Origin of the sequence: Halomonas salsilacus (assembly GCF_051216275.1) — a bacterium.
Lineage (GTDB): Bacteria > Pseudomonadota > Gammaproteobacteria > Pseudomonadales > Halomonadaceae > Halomonas.
Genome location: NZ_JBPKAQ010000004.1, coordinates 184972 through 202055, shown reverse-complemented (window position 1 = coordinate 202055; position 17084 = coordinate 184972). Strand labels below are relative to the sequence as shown.

Below are 17084 nucleotides of genomic sequence, written 5' to 3'. Positions count from 1 at the left end.
AGCTCGGCGATGCGTTCTCGTTCCTCCATGCCCGCCTCACGCCCTCCCTCGGGGTCCCCCCCCCCCCCAAGCCCCTTGGTGATCTCGCTGCCGAGCTGAAGTACGGTCTTGGCGGACACTCGTTTGAGCGCCTGAGCATCGGTGTTGGCACAGATGAACTCCACGCCCTCGATGTTGCTCTCGACCATATGATTGACGGCGTTGCCGCCGCCACCACCGACACCGATCACCTTGATGACCGCGCTGCTTGAGGGTGCGCTATCTACCAATTCAAACATTTGCCCCGTCTCCTGGATCGCCACGGCGATCCTGTCAGAAATTTCCTTTCAACCAGCCCTTGAGCCTTGCCAGCGCTGGCATGTTTTCCTTCAAGCCGCGCCGTCCGGCGTCTTCACGCCGCGCCGGGACCGGTATCACGCTGCCCTGTGCCTGTCGACCTTGCCCCTGCCGGTTTTCCTGTAGAGCGTAATGTAGCAAACCGACGCCGGTCGAATAAATCGGGTTGCGCACCACATCGGCAAGCCCGCGCACATTCTGTGGACAGGCGATGCGCACCGGCATGTGGAAGATCTCCTCGGCCAGTTCCACCACTCCTTCCATGCGCGCGGTGCCACCGGTCAGCACCACCCCGGCGGCAACCAGATCCTCGTAGCCACTGCGACGCAGTTCGTCGCGCACCAAGGTAAAGAGCTCCTCGTAACGCGGTTCCACCACCTCGGCCAAGGCCTGGCGGGAGAGGTCCCGGGCCGGCCGATCGCCGACGCTGGGCACCTTGATCATCTCGTCGCTGGCGGCCAGCTGCGTCAGCGCGCAGGCATACTTGACCTTGATTTCCTCGGCGTGCTGGGTGGGCGTGCGCAGCGCCATGGCGATGTCGTTGGTCACCTGGTCACCGGCGATGGGGATCACGGCGGTGTGGCGGATGGCCCCCTCGGTGAACACGGCAATATCGGTGGTGCCGCCGCCGATATCCACCATGCAGACGCCCAACTCGCGCTCATCCTCGGTGAGCACTGCCATGCTCGAAGCGAGTTGCTCGAGGATGATGGCATCGACCTCCAGGCCGCAGCGTCGCACACACTTCTCGATGTTCTGAACGGCATTCAGGGCCGCGGTCACCAGATGCACACGAGCCTCGAGGCGAACTCCTGACATTCCCAGCGGCTCGCGGATGCCACCCTGGGTGTCGATGGAAAACTCCTGAGGGAGCACGTGGAGCACCCGTTGACCCTCGGAGATGGCCCGGGCGCGAGCAGAGTCGATGACGCGATCGATATCGGAGGGAGTGACTTCGCGCTCCTTGATCGCCACCACGCCGTCGGAATTCATCGAACTGATATGGCTGCCGGCGACGCCGACATAGACCGAGTGAATATCGCAGCCGGCCATCAGTTCGGCCTCCTCCACGGCGCGCTGGATGGACATCACCGTAGATTCGATGTTGATCACTACCCCCTTCTTCATACCGCGGGAGGGGTGCGAGCCGATACCGGCGATCTCGATGCCGCCATCGTCGGTGGGCTGCCCCACGATCGCCACGACCTTGGACGTTCCGATATCCAGCCCGACTACCATATTGGACGCGTTGGAAGGACCTGCCATGAGTCGGGAACTCTCCTCGAACTTGGCCCGTATTGAGGGGCCTGCATCATGAAAAATGAACCTGGGACCAATTATAGGAACAACTGGAGGTTATCCTCCACCCCGGCGAGCAAATCACCTTTCACGATACGGCGATTTTGCGGGAAAAGAAACAGCCCCATGCCATTGAGCATGGGCCCTACGCCAGAAAAAGAGGTCAGCCCTCCTCAGAGTCCTCACCCTGTGCCGGGTCGATTTCTCCATGCCAGGCAACGGCCACGCCATTGGGGTATCGCAGGTCAATGTAGCGGATATGCGACGCCTGGGAACCGAGCTGTCGCTGCCAGGCCGCAGACAATCTCCCCAGGCGTGCCTCGCGATCGTTGCGGCCAAGCATCACCCAGACACCGTCGTCGAGCTGGAAGCGCCAGGCGCCGCGGGGCTCCAGGCGCAGCTGGGAGAGCTCGAGGCCCATGGCGCCAAAGCGGGTGGCCAGGCGCTCATGATAGGCGAGCACCTCGGCGCCACTTCCGGCGGGGCCGGCCAGGTCCGGCAAGTCGCCGGGCGGCGACACCGGACCGAAGGCGAAGGGCTCTCCCGCGGGATTGAGCAGGAAGTCATCGTTCCAGCGCGCCACCGGCACCTGCTCCACCAGGTCGAAGGTCAACGCATTGGGCCACTCGCGGGTGACCCGCACCTCGAAGAGCCAATCGATGGCCAGCGCCTCCTCGCGCAGTTCGGCCACGTTCACCGACAGCCAGGTGCGGCCGCGAATCAGTGGTGCCAGCTGATCGCGCAGGTAGTCGGCGTTGACGTGGGTGAACTCGCCGGCGATGGAGACCCGCTCGATGGGCCGGTCGAGCCACAGCCACAGGGCACGCCCGCCGGCGCCGAACAGCACCAGCAGCAGCACCACACCGAGCAGCCCCCCGCGACGCGTCATGCCCGGTGCACCTCCAGGGTAGCGGCGAGTATGCGCAGCACCAAGGCCTCGAAGTCGATGCCGGCATAGGCCGCCGACTGGGGCACCAGGCTGTGGTCGGTCATGCCCGGCGAGGTGTTGACCTCGATCAACCAGAAGACGCCCGCGGCGTCGCGCATCACGTCGACCCGGCCCCAGCCCTCGGCACCAACCGCCTCGAAGGCGCGGCGACAGAGCTCGCCCAGTTCGGCCTCCTCGGTGTCGCTGAGCCCGCAGGGCAGGTGGTAGCGCGTCTCGTCGGAGAGGTACTTGGCCTCGTAGTCGTAGAAGCCGCCGGGCACCTCGACGCGGATCGCCGGCAGCACCACGTCGCCGAGCAGCGACACCGTGAATTCATCGCCCTTGATGAAGCGCTCGGCCATCACCCGGGCGTCGAAGCGGGCCGCCTCGTGGTAAGCCGCCGCTAGCGCCTCGGCGCTCTCGACGATGCTGATGCCCAGCGTCGAGCCCTCATGGACCGGCTTGACGATCAGCGGCAGGCCCAGACGCGCCGCTACCGCCGCCCAATCGGCATCCGCCTCGAGCATCACCGACTCCGGCGTGGGCAGCCCCAGGGCCTGCCAAACCAGCTTGGTGCGCTGCTTGTCCATGCCCAGCGCCGAGGCCAGCACGCCGCTGCCGGTATAGGGGATGCCGAGCAGCTCCAGCGCCCCCTGCAGGGTGCCATCCTCGCCGCCGCGGCCATGCAGGGCGATGAAGACGCGATCCGGCGCCAGAGCTTCCAGGCCCACCAGGCCACCCTCGGCGGGATCGTAGCCGGTGGCGTCCACGCCGGCCCGCGTGAGGGCCGCCAGTACCGCCGCACCGCTCTTCAGGGAGACCTCACGCTCGGCGGAGCTGCCGCCGTAGATCACGGCCACGCGACCCAGGTCGTTGACCAGGCTCATAGGGTCACCTCGTCGAAGGCCAGGGCCGCCTCGGCCAGGGCCAGGGAGATCCCGCCCACGTCGCCGGCGCCCTGGGTGATCAGGATGTCATCGGGGCGCAACACCCGGGCCAGCAGGCCGGGCAGCTCGCCCTTCTCTTGGACGAACAGCGGATCCACCTCGCCGCGCTGCCGGATGGAGCCGGCCAGGGTGCGCCCCTCGGCCCCGGGGATCGGCGCCTCGCCGGCGCTGTAGACGTCCAGCAGCAGCAGGGTATCGACCCCGGAGAGCACCCGCACGAAGTCCTCGTAGAGATCCCGGGTACGCGAGTAGCGATGGGGCTGGTAGAGCATCACCAACCGCCGCTCGGGCCAACCGGCGCGCACCGCCCGGATCACCATTTCCACCTCCCGGGGATGGTGGCCGTAATCGTCCACCAGCATTACCTTGCCTTCACCCCCCGGTGCCGGGAAGTTCCCCTGCACCTGGAAGCGGCGTCCCACTCCCTGGAAGCCGGCAAGGCCGCGCAGGATGGCGTCGTCGTCCACTCCCGCGTCACTTGCCACGGCGATGGCCGCCATGGCGTTCAGGGCGTTGTGGCGTCCGGGCATGGCCAGCCGAATCTCAAGCGGCGCCAGCCCGCCCGGGCGATGGGCAGTGAAGCGGATCTCACCGGCCTGCTGCAGGAAGTCAGTGATGCGGTAGTCGGCGTCCTCGCTGAAGCCATAGGTGATGAACTGGCGATGCACCCGATCCAACAGGCCACGCATGTTGTCGTCATCGATGCACAGGATCGCCAGGCCATAGAAGGGCAGATTGTGCAGGAACTCCAGGAAAGTGGCCTTGAGCTTCTCGAAATCGCCGCCGTAGGTCGCCATGTGGTCGGCATCGATGTTGGTGATGATGGAGACCATGGGCTGCAGGTGAAGGAAGGAGGCGTCGGACTCATCGGCCTCGGCTACCAGGTAGTCGCCCTCCCCCAGGCGCGCGTTGGTGCCGGCGCTGGTCAGCCGGCCGCCGATCACGAAGGTGGGGTCGAGCCCCCCCTCAGCGAGCAGCGTGGCGGTGATGCTGGTGGTGGTGGTCTTGCCGTGGGTGCCGGCTACGGCGATGCCGTGGCGGAAGCGCATCAGCTCGGCGAGCATTTCCGCCCGGCGCACCACCGGCACCCGATGGTCGTGGGCCCAGCGAATTTCCGGGTTAGCCTCATCCACCGCCGTGGAGACCACCAGTACATCGGCGCCGGCCACATTGGCATCGGCGTGCCCGATGGCCACCTGGATGCCGCACTGGCGCAGCCGCGCCACCACCGGGGACTCGCGCAGGTCGCTTCCGCTGACGGTATAACCCTGATTGGCCAGCACCTCGGCGATGCCGCACATGCCGGCACCGCCGATGCCCACGAAATGGATGTGCCGGATGCGGCGCATGCCCAGCCCGCGGCCGTTGCGCTCCGGCAGGGATTGGCCGGGTACCGGCCGTGATCTGCTATCGCTCAAAACCTGTCTCCATGCAGCCGGCCACCAGGCGCTCGACGGCGTCGAGATGCGCGCAGGCCCGCGCCCGTGCGGCCATGGTGGCGAGAGTGTCGGGGTCGAGCAGCGACGCTAGCCGGTCGGCCAGCGTCGCCGCGCTGAGTTCTGGCTGGGGCAGCAGTTCGGCGGCCCCCTCCTCCACCAGCGCCCGGGCGTTGGCGGTCTGGTGGTCATCCACGGCAAAGGGAAAGGGCACGAACAGCGCCGGCTTGGCCGCCGCGGCGAGTTCCGCCACGGTCAGGGCGCCGGCCCGGCAGGCCACCAGATCGGCCCAGCCGTAGGCCTCGGCCATCTCGTCGATAAAGGGTATCACCTCGGCGTCCACGCCCTGCTCGGCGTAGGCTAGGCGGGTCGCGGCATCCTTGTCGCGCCCCGCCTGGTGGCGCACCTCGGGTCGCGCCCCCTCGGGCAGTCGTGCCAGCGCCTCGGGAAGGCGCTCGTTGAGAGCCTGGGCCCCCAGGGAACCGCCCACCACCAGCAGGCGAAGACGCCGACCGCGCATGGCCTCAGCCGCACGCGGCACCTCCCCCAGGGCGGCGATCTCGTCGCGCACCGGATTGCCGATCACCTCGCCGCGCTCGCCGAAGGCCTGGGGAAATGCCGCGTAGACGCGCCGCGACAGCCGCGACAGCGCTTTATTGGTCAGCCCGGCCACGGCGTTCTGCTCGTGGATCACCAGCGGGCGGCCCGACAGCCAGGCGGCCAGCCCCCCGGGGCCACTGGCGAAGCCACCGAGACCCACCACCAGTTGGGGGTCGAATGTGCGCATCACCCGCCACGCCTGCCACACAGCCCGGGTCAGGTTGAGCGGTGCCAGTAGCCAGCCCGCCGCTCCATTGCCACGCAGCCCGGCCACCGCGATGCGATGCAGGGGAATACCGGCCTCCGGCACCAGGCGGTTCTCGATGCCGCGGGGACTGCCCAGCCAGGCCACCTCCACCCCCTCGGCGGCCAGCCCGCGGGCCAGGGAGATGGCCGGAATGACGTGACCGCCGGTGCCCCCTGCCATGATCAGGGCGCGACGTCCCGGTCGTTGGCTCACTTGGCGACTCCTTGTCGTTGAGTGGGTCGTTGAGCGGGTCGTTGAGAGGGTGAGGGTGACGCTGAGGCGTCACCGCGTCCGTCGGCGCGTGGCGCCGTGGGACTCGCCCGGCGCCGGGCCTGGCGGGTCTCGATATCGGCCCGCAGCAGCAGCGCCATCATGACCGCGCTGACCAGCAGGCTCGACCCGCCGTAGCTGAGCAGCGGTAGGGTCAGCCCCTTGGTGGGCAGCATGCCGCTGCTCACCGCAATGTTGATGAAGGCCTGGGCGCCCACCACCAGGGCGATGCCGTAGCTGAGGTAGGCGGCGAAGGGAAAACCGGCCAGCTCGGCGCGGCGCCCCACCGCCATGGCCCGCCAAATCAGCAGCGCGAAGAGGCCCACCACCCCCGCGGCGCCGAAAAGACCGAGCTCCTCGGCGAGCACTGCGAAGACAAAGTCGGTATGAGCCTCGGGCAGATAAAAGAGCTTCTGCACGCTGTTGCCGAGCCCCATGCCCAGCCAGCTGCCCCGGCCGAAGGCGATCAGCGCCTGGGTCAGCTGGTAGCCGCTGGCGAACTGATCCGCCCAGGGGTCGGCGAAGCTGGTCAGGCGCGCCAGACGGTAGGGCTCGGCGATGGCCAGCAGGGCACCGCCCGCCGCCACCATAAGCGCCAGCAACAGGAAGCGCCCCCAGGGGGCCCCGGCCATCAACAGCATGCCCATCACGCACCCGGTCATTACCACCGCAGCGCCGTAGTCAGGCTCGAGGATCAGCAGCACGCCGATGACGGCGAGGATCAGCAGCGGCCGCAGGAAGGCACCCCAGTGCCGGCGCACCTGGGGCAGGAAGCGCTCAAGATAGCCAGCCATGTAGGCGATCAGGCAGAGCTTGGCGACCTCTGAGGCCTGGAGGTTGAAGGGTACACCGGGAATCGAGAGCCAGCGCTTGCTGCCGTTGACCTCGCGCCCCACCAGCAGCACCAGCACCAGCAGGGCGATGCCCACCAGCAGCAGCAGCGGGCCGTTGACCTTCCACCAGGCCAGGGGCATGCGCAGCACGAAGGCCGCGGCGGCAAGTGCCATCACCAGGAAGATGCCGTGACGGGTGCTAAAGTACCAGGGGTTGCCGGTAAGACTCGCCGCCACTTCGGACGACGCCGAGGTCACCATCACCCAGCCGATCAGCATCAGCGCAAGGGTGGCGATCACCAGCCAGCTATCGAAGGGCTGGTCCCGGGTAGAGAGCCGCTCGCGTAGCCGGCCCAGTCGCGACAATCGCTTCATGCCTCCTCCTGGGCCAGGTGGCGGCGCACCCAGCGCCGGAACACCTCGCCGCGCTCCTGGTAATTGGCGAACTGGTCGAGGCTGGCGCAGGCCGGCGATAGCAGTACGCAGTCGCCTGGCTCGGCGATCTCGGCGGCCCGGACCATGGCCATCGGAAGGTCCTCCACTTCTGTCATCGGGAGCCGGCCGCGCAGTGCGCGCGCCAGGCGCTCGGCGTCCAGGCCGAAGAGGATCGCCTCACGGCCATAATGCGCCAGGGGAGCTGCCAGGGGGGCGAAGTCCGCCCCTTTCCCCACCCCGCCGGCGAGCAGGATCAGCTTGCCCTCGAGGGTCGGGCCGAGCCCGGCAATGGCGGCCAGAGTGGCCCCCACGTTGGTGCCCTTGGAGTCGTTGATCCAGCGCACTCCGCCGGCCTCGGCCACCAGTTCGCCGCGGTGGGGCAGGCCCGGAAAGCGGCGCAGCACGCGGCACATCGCCTCCAGCGGTAGCTCCAGCCGATGTCCCATGGCCAGCGCCGCCAGGGCGTTGGCCTGGTTGTGGCGACCGGCCAGGCGCACCTCGGCGGCGGGCATCAGCGGACTATCGCCGTGCATCAGCCAGTCGGCGCCATCATAACGGCCGATCCCCCACTCACCGGCCTCGGGCGGGCGGGTGGTGAAGCTGTCCTGGGCCGGTAGGCGGGTGTCGGGCCAGGTGTTGGGGTCCTCGGCATTGACCACGCCGTGGCGGGCACCCCGGAAGATCCCCAGCTTGGCGGCCCGGTAGCCGGCCATGTCGCCGTGGCGGTCCAGGTGATCCTCGGAGAGGTTGAGGAAGGCTACGGTCTCCGCCCCCAAACGCGGCGTGGTCTCGAGCTGGAAGCTGGAGAGCTCCAGCACGTAGAAGTCGGCGTCGGGCTGATCGGCCAGCAGGTCCAGGGCTGGCGTACCCAGATTGCCTCCCACCGCCACTCGACGACCGGCCTCGGTGGCCATCTCGCCCATCAGGGTGGTCACGGTGGACTTGGCATTGGAGCCGGTGATGGCCACGATGGGCGCCCTGGCCGCGCGCACGAAGAGCGCAATCTCGCCAACCACCAGCGGCTCACCACTGGACTCGCGCAGCCGTCCGTCCAGCGCCGCGAGCCCGGGGATGCGCGGATCGATGCCCGGGCTGACCACCACCTCCTCCACCTCGGAGAGATCGAGACCGGTAAGGGGGCCGCAATGGATCGCCACCCCGGGATGGGCGGCGTGGAAATCGTCCATGCCCGGCGGCACGGCGCGGGTATCGGCCACCATGTAGGACACCCGTTGGCGCTCCAGATGGCGGCAGATGGCACGGCCAGAGATCCCGAGTCCGACCACCAGGGTGACGCCTGTCGGCACCTTGACCATATCCTGCTCCTTAACCGCGTAAGCGCCCTCGCTCAGCGTACCTTGAGGGTGGCCAGGCCGATCAGCACCAGCACCACGGTGATGATCCAGAAGCGCACGATGACCCGCGGTTCCGGCCAACCCTTGAGCTCATAGTGGTGGTGCAGCGGGGCCATGCGGAAGATGCGCCGACCGGTCAGCTTGTAGGAGCCCACCTGCAGGATCACCGAGACGGTCTCCATGACGAAGATGCCGCCCATGATGAACAGCACAATCTCCTGGCGCACGATCACCGCCACCACGCCCAGCGCGGCCCCCAGCGCCAGCGCCCCCACGTCGCCCATGAACACCTGGGCCGGGTAGGTGTTGAACCACAGGAACCCCAGTCCCGCGCCGGCGATGGTGGCGCAGAACACCGCCAGTTCACCGGCCCCGGGAATGAAGGGGATCTGCAGGTAGTTGGCGAACACCGTATTGCCGCTGGCGTAGGCGAACACCGCCAGGCCCATGGCCACCAGCACGGTGGGCATGATCGCCAGGCCGTCCAGGCCATCGGTGAGGTTCACGGCATTGGAGCTGCCGACGATCACGAAGTAGGTCAGCACGATGAAGAACACCCCCATCGGCACCACCACGTCCTTGAACAGCGGCACGATCAGGCTGGTCTCCACCGGCGAGGCCGCGGTTGCGTAGAGCAGTACCGCGGCGGCCAGACCCACCACCGACTGCCACAGGTACTTCCAACGCGCCGGCAGGCCGCGGGGGTTCTTCTCCACCACCTTGCGATAGTCATCCACCCAGCCGATGGCGCCGAAACCCAGGGTCACCCCCAGCACAATCCACACGTAGTGGTTGGCGATATCCCCCCACAGCAAGGTGCTGACGGCGATGGCCATCAGGATCATGGCGCCACCCATGGTGGGCGTGCCCGCCTTGGAGAGATGGGACTGGGGGCCATCGTCGCGCACCGCCTGGCCGATCTGACGCTCGACCAGCCGGCGGATCATCACCGGACCCAGCCACAGGCAGAGCACCAGAGCGGTAATGGTCCCCAGGATCATGCGCAGGGTCAGGTAGTTGAAGACGTTGAAGGCGCTGAAGTATTGCGCCAGAAACTCAGCCAGATAGAGCAGCATGTATTGCGTTCACCTTGATCGATCCTGGTGCAGTGCCGTCACCACCTGCTCCATGGCGGCACTGCGCGATCCCTTGACCAGCACGCTGGCACCAGGAGGAAGATGGTCGAGAGCGTGACGCACCAGCGCCGCGCGCTCCTGGAAGTGGCACCCGCCAGCGCCGAAGGCATGGGAGGCGGCTCGGGCCGCCTCGCCGCAGGTGCCGAGAAAGTCGATCCCCAGTTTCCGTGCGTAAACTCCAATCTCGGCATGCAGCCGCTCGGAGGCCTCCCCCAGTTCCCCCATGGCGCCCAGCAGGCACCAGTGGGGGCCGGGCAGCGTGACCAGCAGGTCTAGCGCCGCCCTCACCGCGCCGGGGTTGGCGTTATAGGTATCATCCAACAGTCGCGAGCCGTTGACGCCCTCCGAGACCGAGAGCCGCCCGGGCATCGGGGCCACCTCGGCGAGGCCCGCCACCACGTCGTCCGGGGGCAGGCCCATGGCCAGGGAGGCGGCGGCGGCGGCCAGGGCGTTGACCACGTTGTGGCGCCCGAGCAGGCCCAGTTGCACGCGCCCAAGCTCTACCCCGTCGGCAACAAGCGTGAAAGCATAGCGCCCCGAGGCATCGCAGGCCAGCGCGCAAGCGGTGACACGCGCCTGCGGGTCGAGGCCAAAGTCGCGCACCTCGCGGGGTGCCGCCAGGCGCGCCCAAGTGGCAAAGTAGAGGTCATCGCGATTGAGTACCGCCACGCCCGTCTCGGGCAGTCCGACGAGGATCTCGGCCTTTGCCTGGGCGATGCGGCCCATGCCACCGAACTCGCCGACATGGGCGCCGGTGACGTTGGTGATCACCGCCACCCCGGGCTCGGCAAGCACGCTGGTCCAGGCGATCTCCCCCAGGTGATTGGCGCCCAGCTCCACCACGGCCTGACGGTGCTCAACGCCGAGTTCAAGGAGGGTCAGCGGCGCGCCGAAGTCGTTGTTAAGGTTGCCGCGAGTCGCCAGCGTCGCCCCCCGCCGAGACAGCAGGGACGCCAGCAGCTCCTTGACGGTGGTCTTGCCGCTGTTGCCGGTCACCGCCACCAGCGGGCCGCCCCAGGCGCGGCGACGGGCGCGCCCCAGCAGCCCCAGGGCCAGGCGGGTATCGGCCACCTCGAGCAGCGTCAGACCGTCGTCCACGCCGCCCCTCTCGGCCATAGCGCCTGTCTCGACCACGGCCGCCACGGCGCCGGCCGCTCGAGCCTGGTCGAGGAAGTCATGGGCATCGAAGCGCTCGCCCCTGAGCGCCACGAAGAGGCTACCCGGTGTCAACCGGCGGGTATCGGTGACGATCTCGCCAATGGGCAAGTCCCGGGCCGGGGCGGGCAGCCCCAGGGCCTCGGCCACCTGGGCCAGGGTGGTCAACCCGCAGCGGCTCATGCCTCGCCCTCCCCTGCATTGCCTTTACTGGCACCCGAACGCCGAGCGGCCAGCGCGCGTTCGGCCTCGGCCAGATCGGAGAAGGGGTGGCGCACGCCGGCGACCTCCTGATAGGCCTCGTGTCCCTTGCCGGCGATCAGCACCACGTCCTCGGCCTCGGCCTCGGCCAGCACCCGGGCGATGGCCGCGACGCGACCGGCGATCTCAAAGGCCTCGGCCCGGGCCTCGAGCGAGAACCCCTCCAGGACATGGGCGCGAATCGCCGCCGGCGCCTCGCTGCGGGGGTTGTCATCGGTCACCACCAGACGGTCGGCGTGGCGCTCGGCGGCGGCGGCCATCAGCGGGCGCTTGCCCGGGTCACGATCGCCGCCGCAGCCGAACAGGCACCACAGCCGCCCCTCCACCGGGAGGTGGTCACGCAGGGCGGCCAGGGCGTTGTCCAGGGCATCCGGGGTATGGGCGTAGTCGATGACCACGGTGGGCGCGTCGGGGCGCACCAGGGCCTCCATGCGCCCCGGCACCGGGGCGAGCCCGGTAGCGGCGTCGAACAGCTCGCCGACACCATGCCCCAGCCCGTAGAGGGTGGCGATGGCCAGCAGCACGTTATCGAGGTTGAAGCGCCCGAGCAGCGACGTCTCCAGTACCCGCTCGCCCTCGGGGGTGGCCACCAGTGCCCGCTGCCCCGCGGCATGGGGATGCCAGTCGACCACACGGAAGGTGACCGCCTCGTCCTGACCGGTGGCCAGCACCCGCACGCGCCCCTGTTGGCCACCCGGCAGGCCGGCCAGCATCAGCCGCGCCAGGGAGTCGTCGGCGTTGACCACGGCGAGCCTGAGCTCCTGGCGACGAAACAGCCTCGCCTTGGCCGCCGCGTAGGCCACCATGCTGCCGTGGTAGTCCAGGTGGTCACGGGTCAGATTGGTGAAGACCGCCGCGGCGAGCCGGCAGCCCTCCAGGCGCCCCTGCTCCAGGGCGTGGGAGGAGACCTCCATGGCCACCCGGCGCACGCCGGCGCCGGCCAGCTCGGCGAGGGCCGCCTGCAGCGCTAGCGGCCCCGGCGTGGTCAGGCCGCCGTCATGCAGGGCACCGAGGCGACCATGGCCCAGGGTGCCCACCAGGCCGGCCTCGACGCAAAGCGCCTGGCTCAGCTCGGCGATGTAGTGGGTCACCGAGCTCTTGCCGTTGGTGCCGGTGACGCCGACCAGCTCCAGGCCCTCGGGCACCGCGAAGAGCTCGCGTCCCAGTTCGCCCAGCCGCTGGCACAGGTCGGGCAGCGCCACCACCCGCGGATCCTCGGGGCAGGCACGCTCATCGCCGATGTGACAGAGCACCGCACCGGCTCCGGCCGCCAGGGCCGGGGCGATGAAGTCGCGGCCATCGGCGGCCACTCCGGGCACCGCCACGAACACCATACCCGGGCCGGCCTGGCGGCTGTCGGTGCACACCCGCAGCGTCTCCGAGGCGAACTCGGGCAAGGGGCTGGCGTCGGGCCAGAGGCGCTCGAGGGTCGCCACCAGGCGTGATGACGTCACCTGCATGCGGGGCCTCGCGAGTCTCGTGATACGGGTCGGGTCATGATGGGCCTCAGCGACTGCGCAGATCGGGGGGCACGTCGAGCAGGCGCAGGGCGCTGCCGACGACGCGGGAGAAGACCGGCGCCGCCACGGCACCGCCATAATAGCTGTCGCCGCGGGGATGATCGATCATCACCACAGTGACGATGCGCGGGTCGGAGACCGGCGCGATGCCGGCGAACAGGCTTCGATAGGCGTCCTGCACGTAGCCCCCGGCACCGGTCTTTCTCACCGTGCCGGACTTTCCGGCCACCCGGTAGCCCGGCACCATGGCGCGCCGCGCCCCGGTGGTAGGCTGCACCGACTCCTCCATGACCCGCAGCAGGTCGTGGGCCACGGCGCGATCGATGGCCTGCTCCCCCGGCGGCGGCGCCGGCAGTCGGAGCAGCGAAGGCGGCAGGCGCGTGCCGCCATTGGCCAAGGCGGTGTAGGCGCTGGCCAGTTGCAACGCGGAGGTCGACAGGCCATAGCCGTAGGAGAGCGCCGCCCACTGACTGCTCGACCAGCGCACCGGCGCCGGCAGGGTGCCGGTGGACTCGCCAGGAAAACCGGTCTCTGGGCTCTGGCCGAAGCCGACGCGGCGATAGAGATCCGGCACCAGGGGGTCGTCGAGCTGCAGCACCAGCTTCGACATGCCGATGTTCGAGGACTTCTCGAGGATGCCGGCCAGGGTCAGCTCGCCGTAGTTGCGAATGTCGCGGATGGTGAAGCGGTCGATGCGCATCCAGCCCGGCGAGGTGTCCACCACCACGTCGCGGTCGAACTGGCCGCTCTCCATGATCGCCGCCATGGCCAGCGGCTTCATGACTGAGCCCGGTTCGAAGACGTCGACGATGGCCTGGTTGCGCAGGCCGCGAGGATCGAGACCGGCGCGATTGTTGGGGTTGTAGGAAGGCTGGTTGGCCATGGCCAGCACTTCCCCGGTGCGGGCATCCATCATCACCACCACGCCGCCATCGGCATCGTGCTCGGCCACCGCCGCCTTGAGCTCGCGGTAGGCCATGTACTGCAGGCGCTGGTCGATGGAAAGCGTCAGCTCGCCGCCGGGGCGCGCCTCGCGCAGCACCTCGAGGTCGCGCACCAGGCGTCCGCGTCGGTCCTTGAGCACGCGCCGCTGGCCCGGCTCTCCGGCCAGGTAGGGCTGGTAGGCGAGCTCCAGGCCCTCCTGACCCACGTCGTCGACGTTGGTGACTCCAAGCAGCTGGGCGGTCACCTCGCCCGCCGGGTAGTAGCGCTTGTACTCGTCCTGACGGTAGACCCCCGGGATGCGCAAGTCCTGCACCCGCTGGGCCGCCTCGGGCGTCAGCTGCCGGCGCAGGTACATGAACTCCCGGGAGGCGAAACGCGTCAGGCGCGCATCGAGGTCATCGAGCTCCATGCCCAGGGCGCGGGCCAGCTGCAGGCGCTGGATGGGATCCTCCGGCACGTCCTGGGGATTGGCCCAGAGGGTGACCACCGGCGTGGAGATGGCCAGGGGCTCACCGTTGCGATCGCTGATCATGCCGCGGTGGGCAGGAATCGGGTCGGTGCGCAGGGTGCGGGCATCGCCCTGCCCCTGCAGGAAGGGGCGGTCGACCACGTGGAGAATGACGATACGTCCCACCAGCAGCCCGAGGCCCAGCAGCACGATGGAGAGCATGATGATGTAGCGCAGCCTGCCCATGGGGGCCATGGGCGGTGGACGGCGCGGCGAGACGCCGCTGCGGACCTCGGTGCTCATGGCTGGATCACCTCGACCTCGTCGACGTCGGGCAGACGCATCTCCAGGCGTTGCATGGCCAGGCGCTCGATGCGCGCCGGCGACGACCAGGCACTCTCCTCCAGCAGCAGCTGGCCCCACTCGGTCTGCAACTGGCTCTGCTCGCGCTCGAGCTGCTGCAAGCGACCATACTGCTCGCGGGTCAGGTGGCTGGCGGTGATCACCGCCAGGGCGCTGGCCAGGCAGGCCGCCAGCAGTGCCGCGACCACCATCAGCGACAGGCTGGACCGCAGGACCAGCGGCCAGCCAAAACCGGATGTCGACGTTCGTCCCTGCGTCATGTCGCCTCCCTCAATACCGCTTGCGGGCCGCTCGCATCACCGCGCTGCGCGCCCGGGGGTTATCGACCACCTCCTCGCGGCCCGCACGCCGGGCCTTGCCCAGCGCCTCCAGACGCCGCTCGAGCTCGGCGTCGGGTATCGGGATGCCCCGCGGCAGATGGGTATCGCCACGCACATGGTGACGGATGAAGCGCTTGACGCGGCGATCCTCCAGGGAGTGAAAGCTGATCACCACCAGGTGTCCGCCTGGGGCCAGGGCATCCAGGGCGGCGTCCAGGGCGGCGTCGAGCTGCTCCAGCTCGGCGTTGACGTGGATGCGTAGGGCCTGGAAGACCCGCGTGGCGGGGTGCTTGTGCTTCTCCCAGGCGGGGTGGGCGGTCTTGACCACCTCGGCCAGGTCCGCAGTGCGCGCGAAGGGTTGCTCCGTGCGCCGGGAGACGATGGCCCTGGCCAGCCGCCGGGCGTAGCGCTCCTCGCCGTATTCCTTGAAGACGCGGGCCAGCTCGGCCTCCCTTGCCCCGGCGATGAAGGCCGCGGCGCTCTCCCCTTGGGCGGGGTCCATGCGCATGTCCAGGGGGCCGTCGCGCAGGAAGCTGAAGCCTCGCTCGGGGTCGTCAAGCTGCGGCGAGGAGACGCCCACGTCGAGCAGGACGCCGGCCAGGCGGCCATGCACGCCATGGCGCTGGGCGATCTCGCCCAGGCGGGCGAACTCGGCACGCTCGATGGTGAAGCGGGGATCCTCGATGGAGGCCGCCTCGGCGATGGCCTCGGGGTCGCGATCGATGGCGAGCAGGCGGCCGGCCGGCGACAGACGGGCGAGGATGGCCCGCGAGTGGCCACCACGGCCGTAGGTGCCGTCCAGGTAGACCCCGTCGGCGTCGTGCACCAGGGCCTCCACGGCGCCGTCGAGCAGCACGCTGGCATGGCGGAAGCTCCGCGGAGCTGTATCAGGTGCGGAAGACGACATGCGTTTCTCGATCAAGGACTGGCGAGTCGGCAACCGACTGCGCGCTCAGGGATGAAAATCAGGGGGGAGCCGGCCGATAAGCCGGGTTCTGTCGTGGACAGTCATTCCTCTAGGGGGCGTGTCACCACGACCCTCAAGCAACCTACCCGAACCCGACGCGGGCCACGTCATGGGGTTCCTATTTGGTCTTGCTCCGAGTGGGGTTTACCGTGCCACGCACTGTTACCAGGCGCGCGGTGCGCTCTTACCGCACCCTTTCACCCTTACCGGCCTCCCGAGGGAGACGTAGGCGGTCTACTCTCTGCTGCACTTTCCGTCGGCTCACGCCGCCCAGGCATTACCTGGCACTCTGCCCTGTGGAGCCCGGACTTTCCTCCCCCGGATTGCTCCGGCGGCGACTGTCTGGCCGACTCCCGCGGCAAGCATACCAGCGCCCCGCAGGCCCCTCAATGCCTGATCTTGGCTCAGCCCGCATCCTTGAGGGCCTGGGCACGGGCATACCAAACCTTTTTGGCCCCGCCGAGCACTCGCGCGGTGACCGAAGCCGCCTGCTTCACCCCGACGCCCTCGGCCAGCAGCGCCACCAGCAGCGCCTCGCCCTCCACCACGCCGGCCTCCTCCTCGCGCGGCGGCGCGCTGGCTACCATCACCACGAACTCGCCCCGGGCCTGGTCGGGGTCGGCTTCCATGCGCTCGAGCAGTTCGGCGGGCGAGCCGTCCAGGAATGTCTCGAAGGTCTTGGTCAGCTCCCGGGCCAGCACGAGCCGGCGCTCACCCAGCACCGTTGCCAGGTCGGCCAGGGTATCCCGAATGCGATGGGGCGACTCGTAGAAGACCAGGGTCTCCTCCTGGGCGGCCACCGCCTCCAGGCGAGCGCGGCGCCCCGCTCCCTTCGCGGGCAGAAAACCCTGGAAGGTGAAGCGGTCGGTGGGCAAGCCCGCGGCCGACAGCGCCGCCACCAGGGCGCAGGCCCCCGGCACCGGCACGATGCGCCGTCCTCGGGCGCGCAGTTCGCGCACCAGCACGAAGCCGGGGTCGCTGATCAGCGGGGTGCCGGCGTCAGAGACCAGGGCGATGGACTCCCCGGCGACCAGCCGGGCATCGAGTTGCTCGACCCGGGCCGCCTCGTTGTGCTCGTGCAGCGAGAGCATGGGCACCGAGAGCCCTAGGTGGCGCAGCAGGCGACCGGTGTGGCGGGTATCTTCGGCGGCAATCACCGCTACCTCGCCCAGTAACCGCGCGGCGCGCGGGCTCAGGTCCTCCAGATTCCCAATCGGCGTGGCGACCACGTACAATGCGGCTGAGTTAGCGTCTGACACTTGTGACTCCTCGGCAAAATGGCC

The 17084-nt window shown here is 69.0% G+C and carries 14 protein-coding genes, 1 other RNA gene and 1 pseudogene; all 16 read right to left on the bottom strand.

What is annotated here, in order from left to right; all coding sequences use genetic code 11:
• Nucleotides 1-278, bottom strand: a pseudogene (locus tag ACR80S_RS08085) (cell division protein FtsZ); the annotation flags it as partial.
• 34 nt (nt 279-312) lie between these two features.
• Nucleotides 313-1602: a cell division protein FtsA gene (ftsA, locus tag ACR80S_RS08080; protein WP_435399905.1), complete on the bottom strand. Its 1290-nt coding sequence runs from the start codon at nt 1600-1602 to the stop codon at nt 313-315.
• Between the two features lie 196 nt (nt 1603-1798).
• Nucleotides 1799-2524: a cell division protein FtsQ/DivIB gene (locus ACR80S_RS08075; RefSeq protein WP_435399906.1), complete on the bottom strand. Its 726-nt coding sequence runs from the start codon at nt 2522-2524 to the stop codon at nt 1799-1801.
• The gene (locus ACR80S_RS08070) at nt 2521-3450 is read right to left on the bottom strand and encodes a D-alanine--D-alanine ligase (protein WP_435399907.1); all 930 of its coding nucleotides are present in this window, start codon (nt 3448-3450) and stop codon (nt 2521-2523) included. The genes ACR80S_RS08075 and ACR80S_RS08070 overlap by 4 nt, the downstream gene beginning before the upstream one ends.
• Nucleotides 3447-4859, bottom strand: a complete 1413-nt coding sequence (gene murC / locus ACR80S_RS08065; RefSeq protein ID WP_435400094.1) for a UDP-N-acetylmuramate--L-alanine ligase — start codon at nt 4857-4859, stop codon at nt 3447-3449. The genes ACR80S_RS08070 and murC overlap by 4 nt, the downstream gene beginning before the upstream one ends.
• A gap of 58 nt (nt 4860-4917) precedes the next feature.
• On the bottom strand, nt 4918-5973 hold the full coding sequence (murG, locus tag ACR80S_RS08060) for an undecaprenyldiphospho-muramoylpentapeptide beta-N-acetylglucosaminyltransferase (RefSeq protein WP_435403026.1): 1056 nt from the start codon (nt 5971-5973) through the stop codon (nt 4918-4920).
• A gap of 29 nt (nt 5974-6002) precedes the next feature.
• The gene (gene ftsW, locus ACR80S_RS08055) at nt 6003-7262 is read right to left on the bottom strand and encodes a putative lipid II flippase FtsW (RefSeq protein WP_435403025.1); all 1260 of its coding nucleotides are present in this window, start codon (nt 7260-7262) and stop codon (nt 6003-6005) included.
• 5 nt (nt 7263-7267) lie between these two features.
• A complete protein-coding gene (murD, locus tag ACR80S_RS08050; RefSeq protein ID WP_435399908.1) occupies nt 7268-8647 on the bottom strand; it encodes a UDP-N-acetylmuramoyl-L-alanine--D-glutamate ligase in 1380 nt (459 codons plus the stop codon).
• Between the two features lie 32 nt (nt 8648-8679).
• Nucleotides 8680-9762, bottom strand: coding sequence for a phospho-N-acetylmuramoyl-pentapeptide-transferase (mraY, locus tag ACR80S_RS08045; protein WP_290907098.1), 1083 nt, complete (start codon nt 9760-9762; stop codon nt 8680-8682).
• A 9-nt stretch (nt 9763-9771) separates the two neighbouring features.
• Nucleotides 9772-11160 (bottom strand): UDP-N-acetylmuramoyl-tripeptide--D-alanyl-D-alanine ligase, encoded by a 1389-nt coding sequence (locus ACR80S_RS08040; protein WP_435399909.1) that lies wholly within the window; start codon nt 11158-11160, stop codon nt 9772-9774.
• Nucleotides 11157-12698 (bottom strand): UDP-N-acetylmuramoyl-L-alanyl-D-glutamate--2,6-diaminopimelate ligase, encoded by a 1542-nt coding sequence (locus tag ACR80S_RS08035; protein WP_435402966.1) that lies wholly within the window; start codon nt 12696-12698, stop codon nt 11157-11159. The genes ACR80S_RS08040 and ACR80S_RS08035 overlap by 4 nt, the downstream gene beginning before the upstream one ends.
• A 46-nt stretch (nt 12699-12744) precedes the next feature.
• Nucleotides 12745-14454 carry a peptidoglycan D,D-transpeptidase FtsI family protein gene (locus ACR80S_RS08030; protein WP_435402965.1) on the bottom strand — a complete coding sequence of 570 codons (1710 nt, stop codon included), beginning with the start codon at nt 14452-14454 and terminating at the stop codon, nt 12745-12747.
• Nucleotides 14451-14774: a cell division protein FtsL gene (gene ftsL, locus ACR80S_RS08025; RefSeq protein ID WP_435399912.1), complete on the bottom strand. Its 324-nt coding sequence runs from the start codon at nt 14772-14774 to the stop codon at nt 14451-14453. The genes ACR80S_RS08030 and ftsL overlap by 4 nt, the downstream gene beginning before the upstream one ends.
• 10 nt (nt 14775-14784) lie before the next feature.
• Entirely contained in the window at nt 14785-15741 is a 957-nt protein-coding gene (gene rsmH, locus ACR80S_RS08020; RefSeq protein WP_435402964.1) for a 16S rRNA (cytosine(1402)-N(4))-methyltransferase RsmH, read from the bottom strand.
• A 61-nt stretch (nt 15742-15802) separates the two neighbouring features.
• An RNA gene (gene rnpB, locus ACR80S_RS08015) (RNase P RNA component class A) lies at nt 15803-16155 on the bottom strand.
• Between the two features lie 50 nt (nt 16156-16205).
• Nucleotides 16206-17060 (bottom strand): 16S rRNA (cytidine(1402)-2'-O)-methyltransferase, encoded by an 855-nt coding sequence (gene rsmI, locus ACR80S_RS08010; RefSeq protein WP_435399914.1) that lies wholly within the window; start codon nt 17058-17060, stop codon nt 16206-16208.
• Nucleotides 17061-17084: the final 24 nt, after the last annotated feature.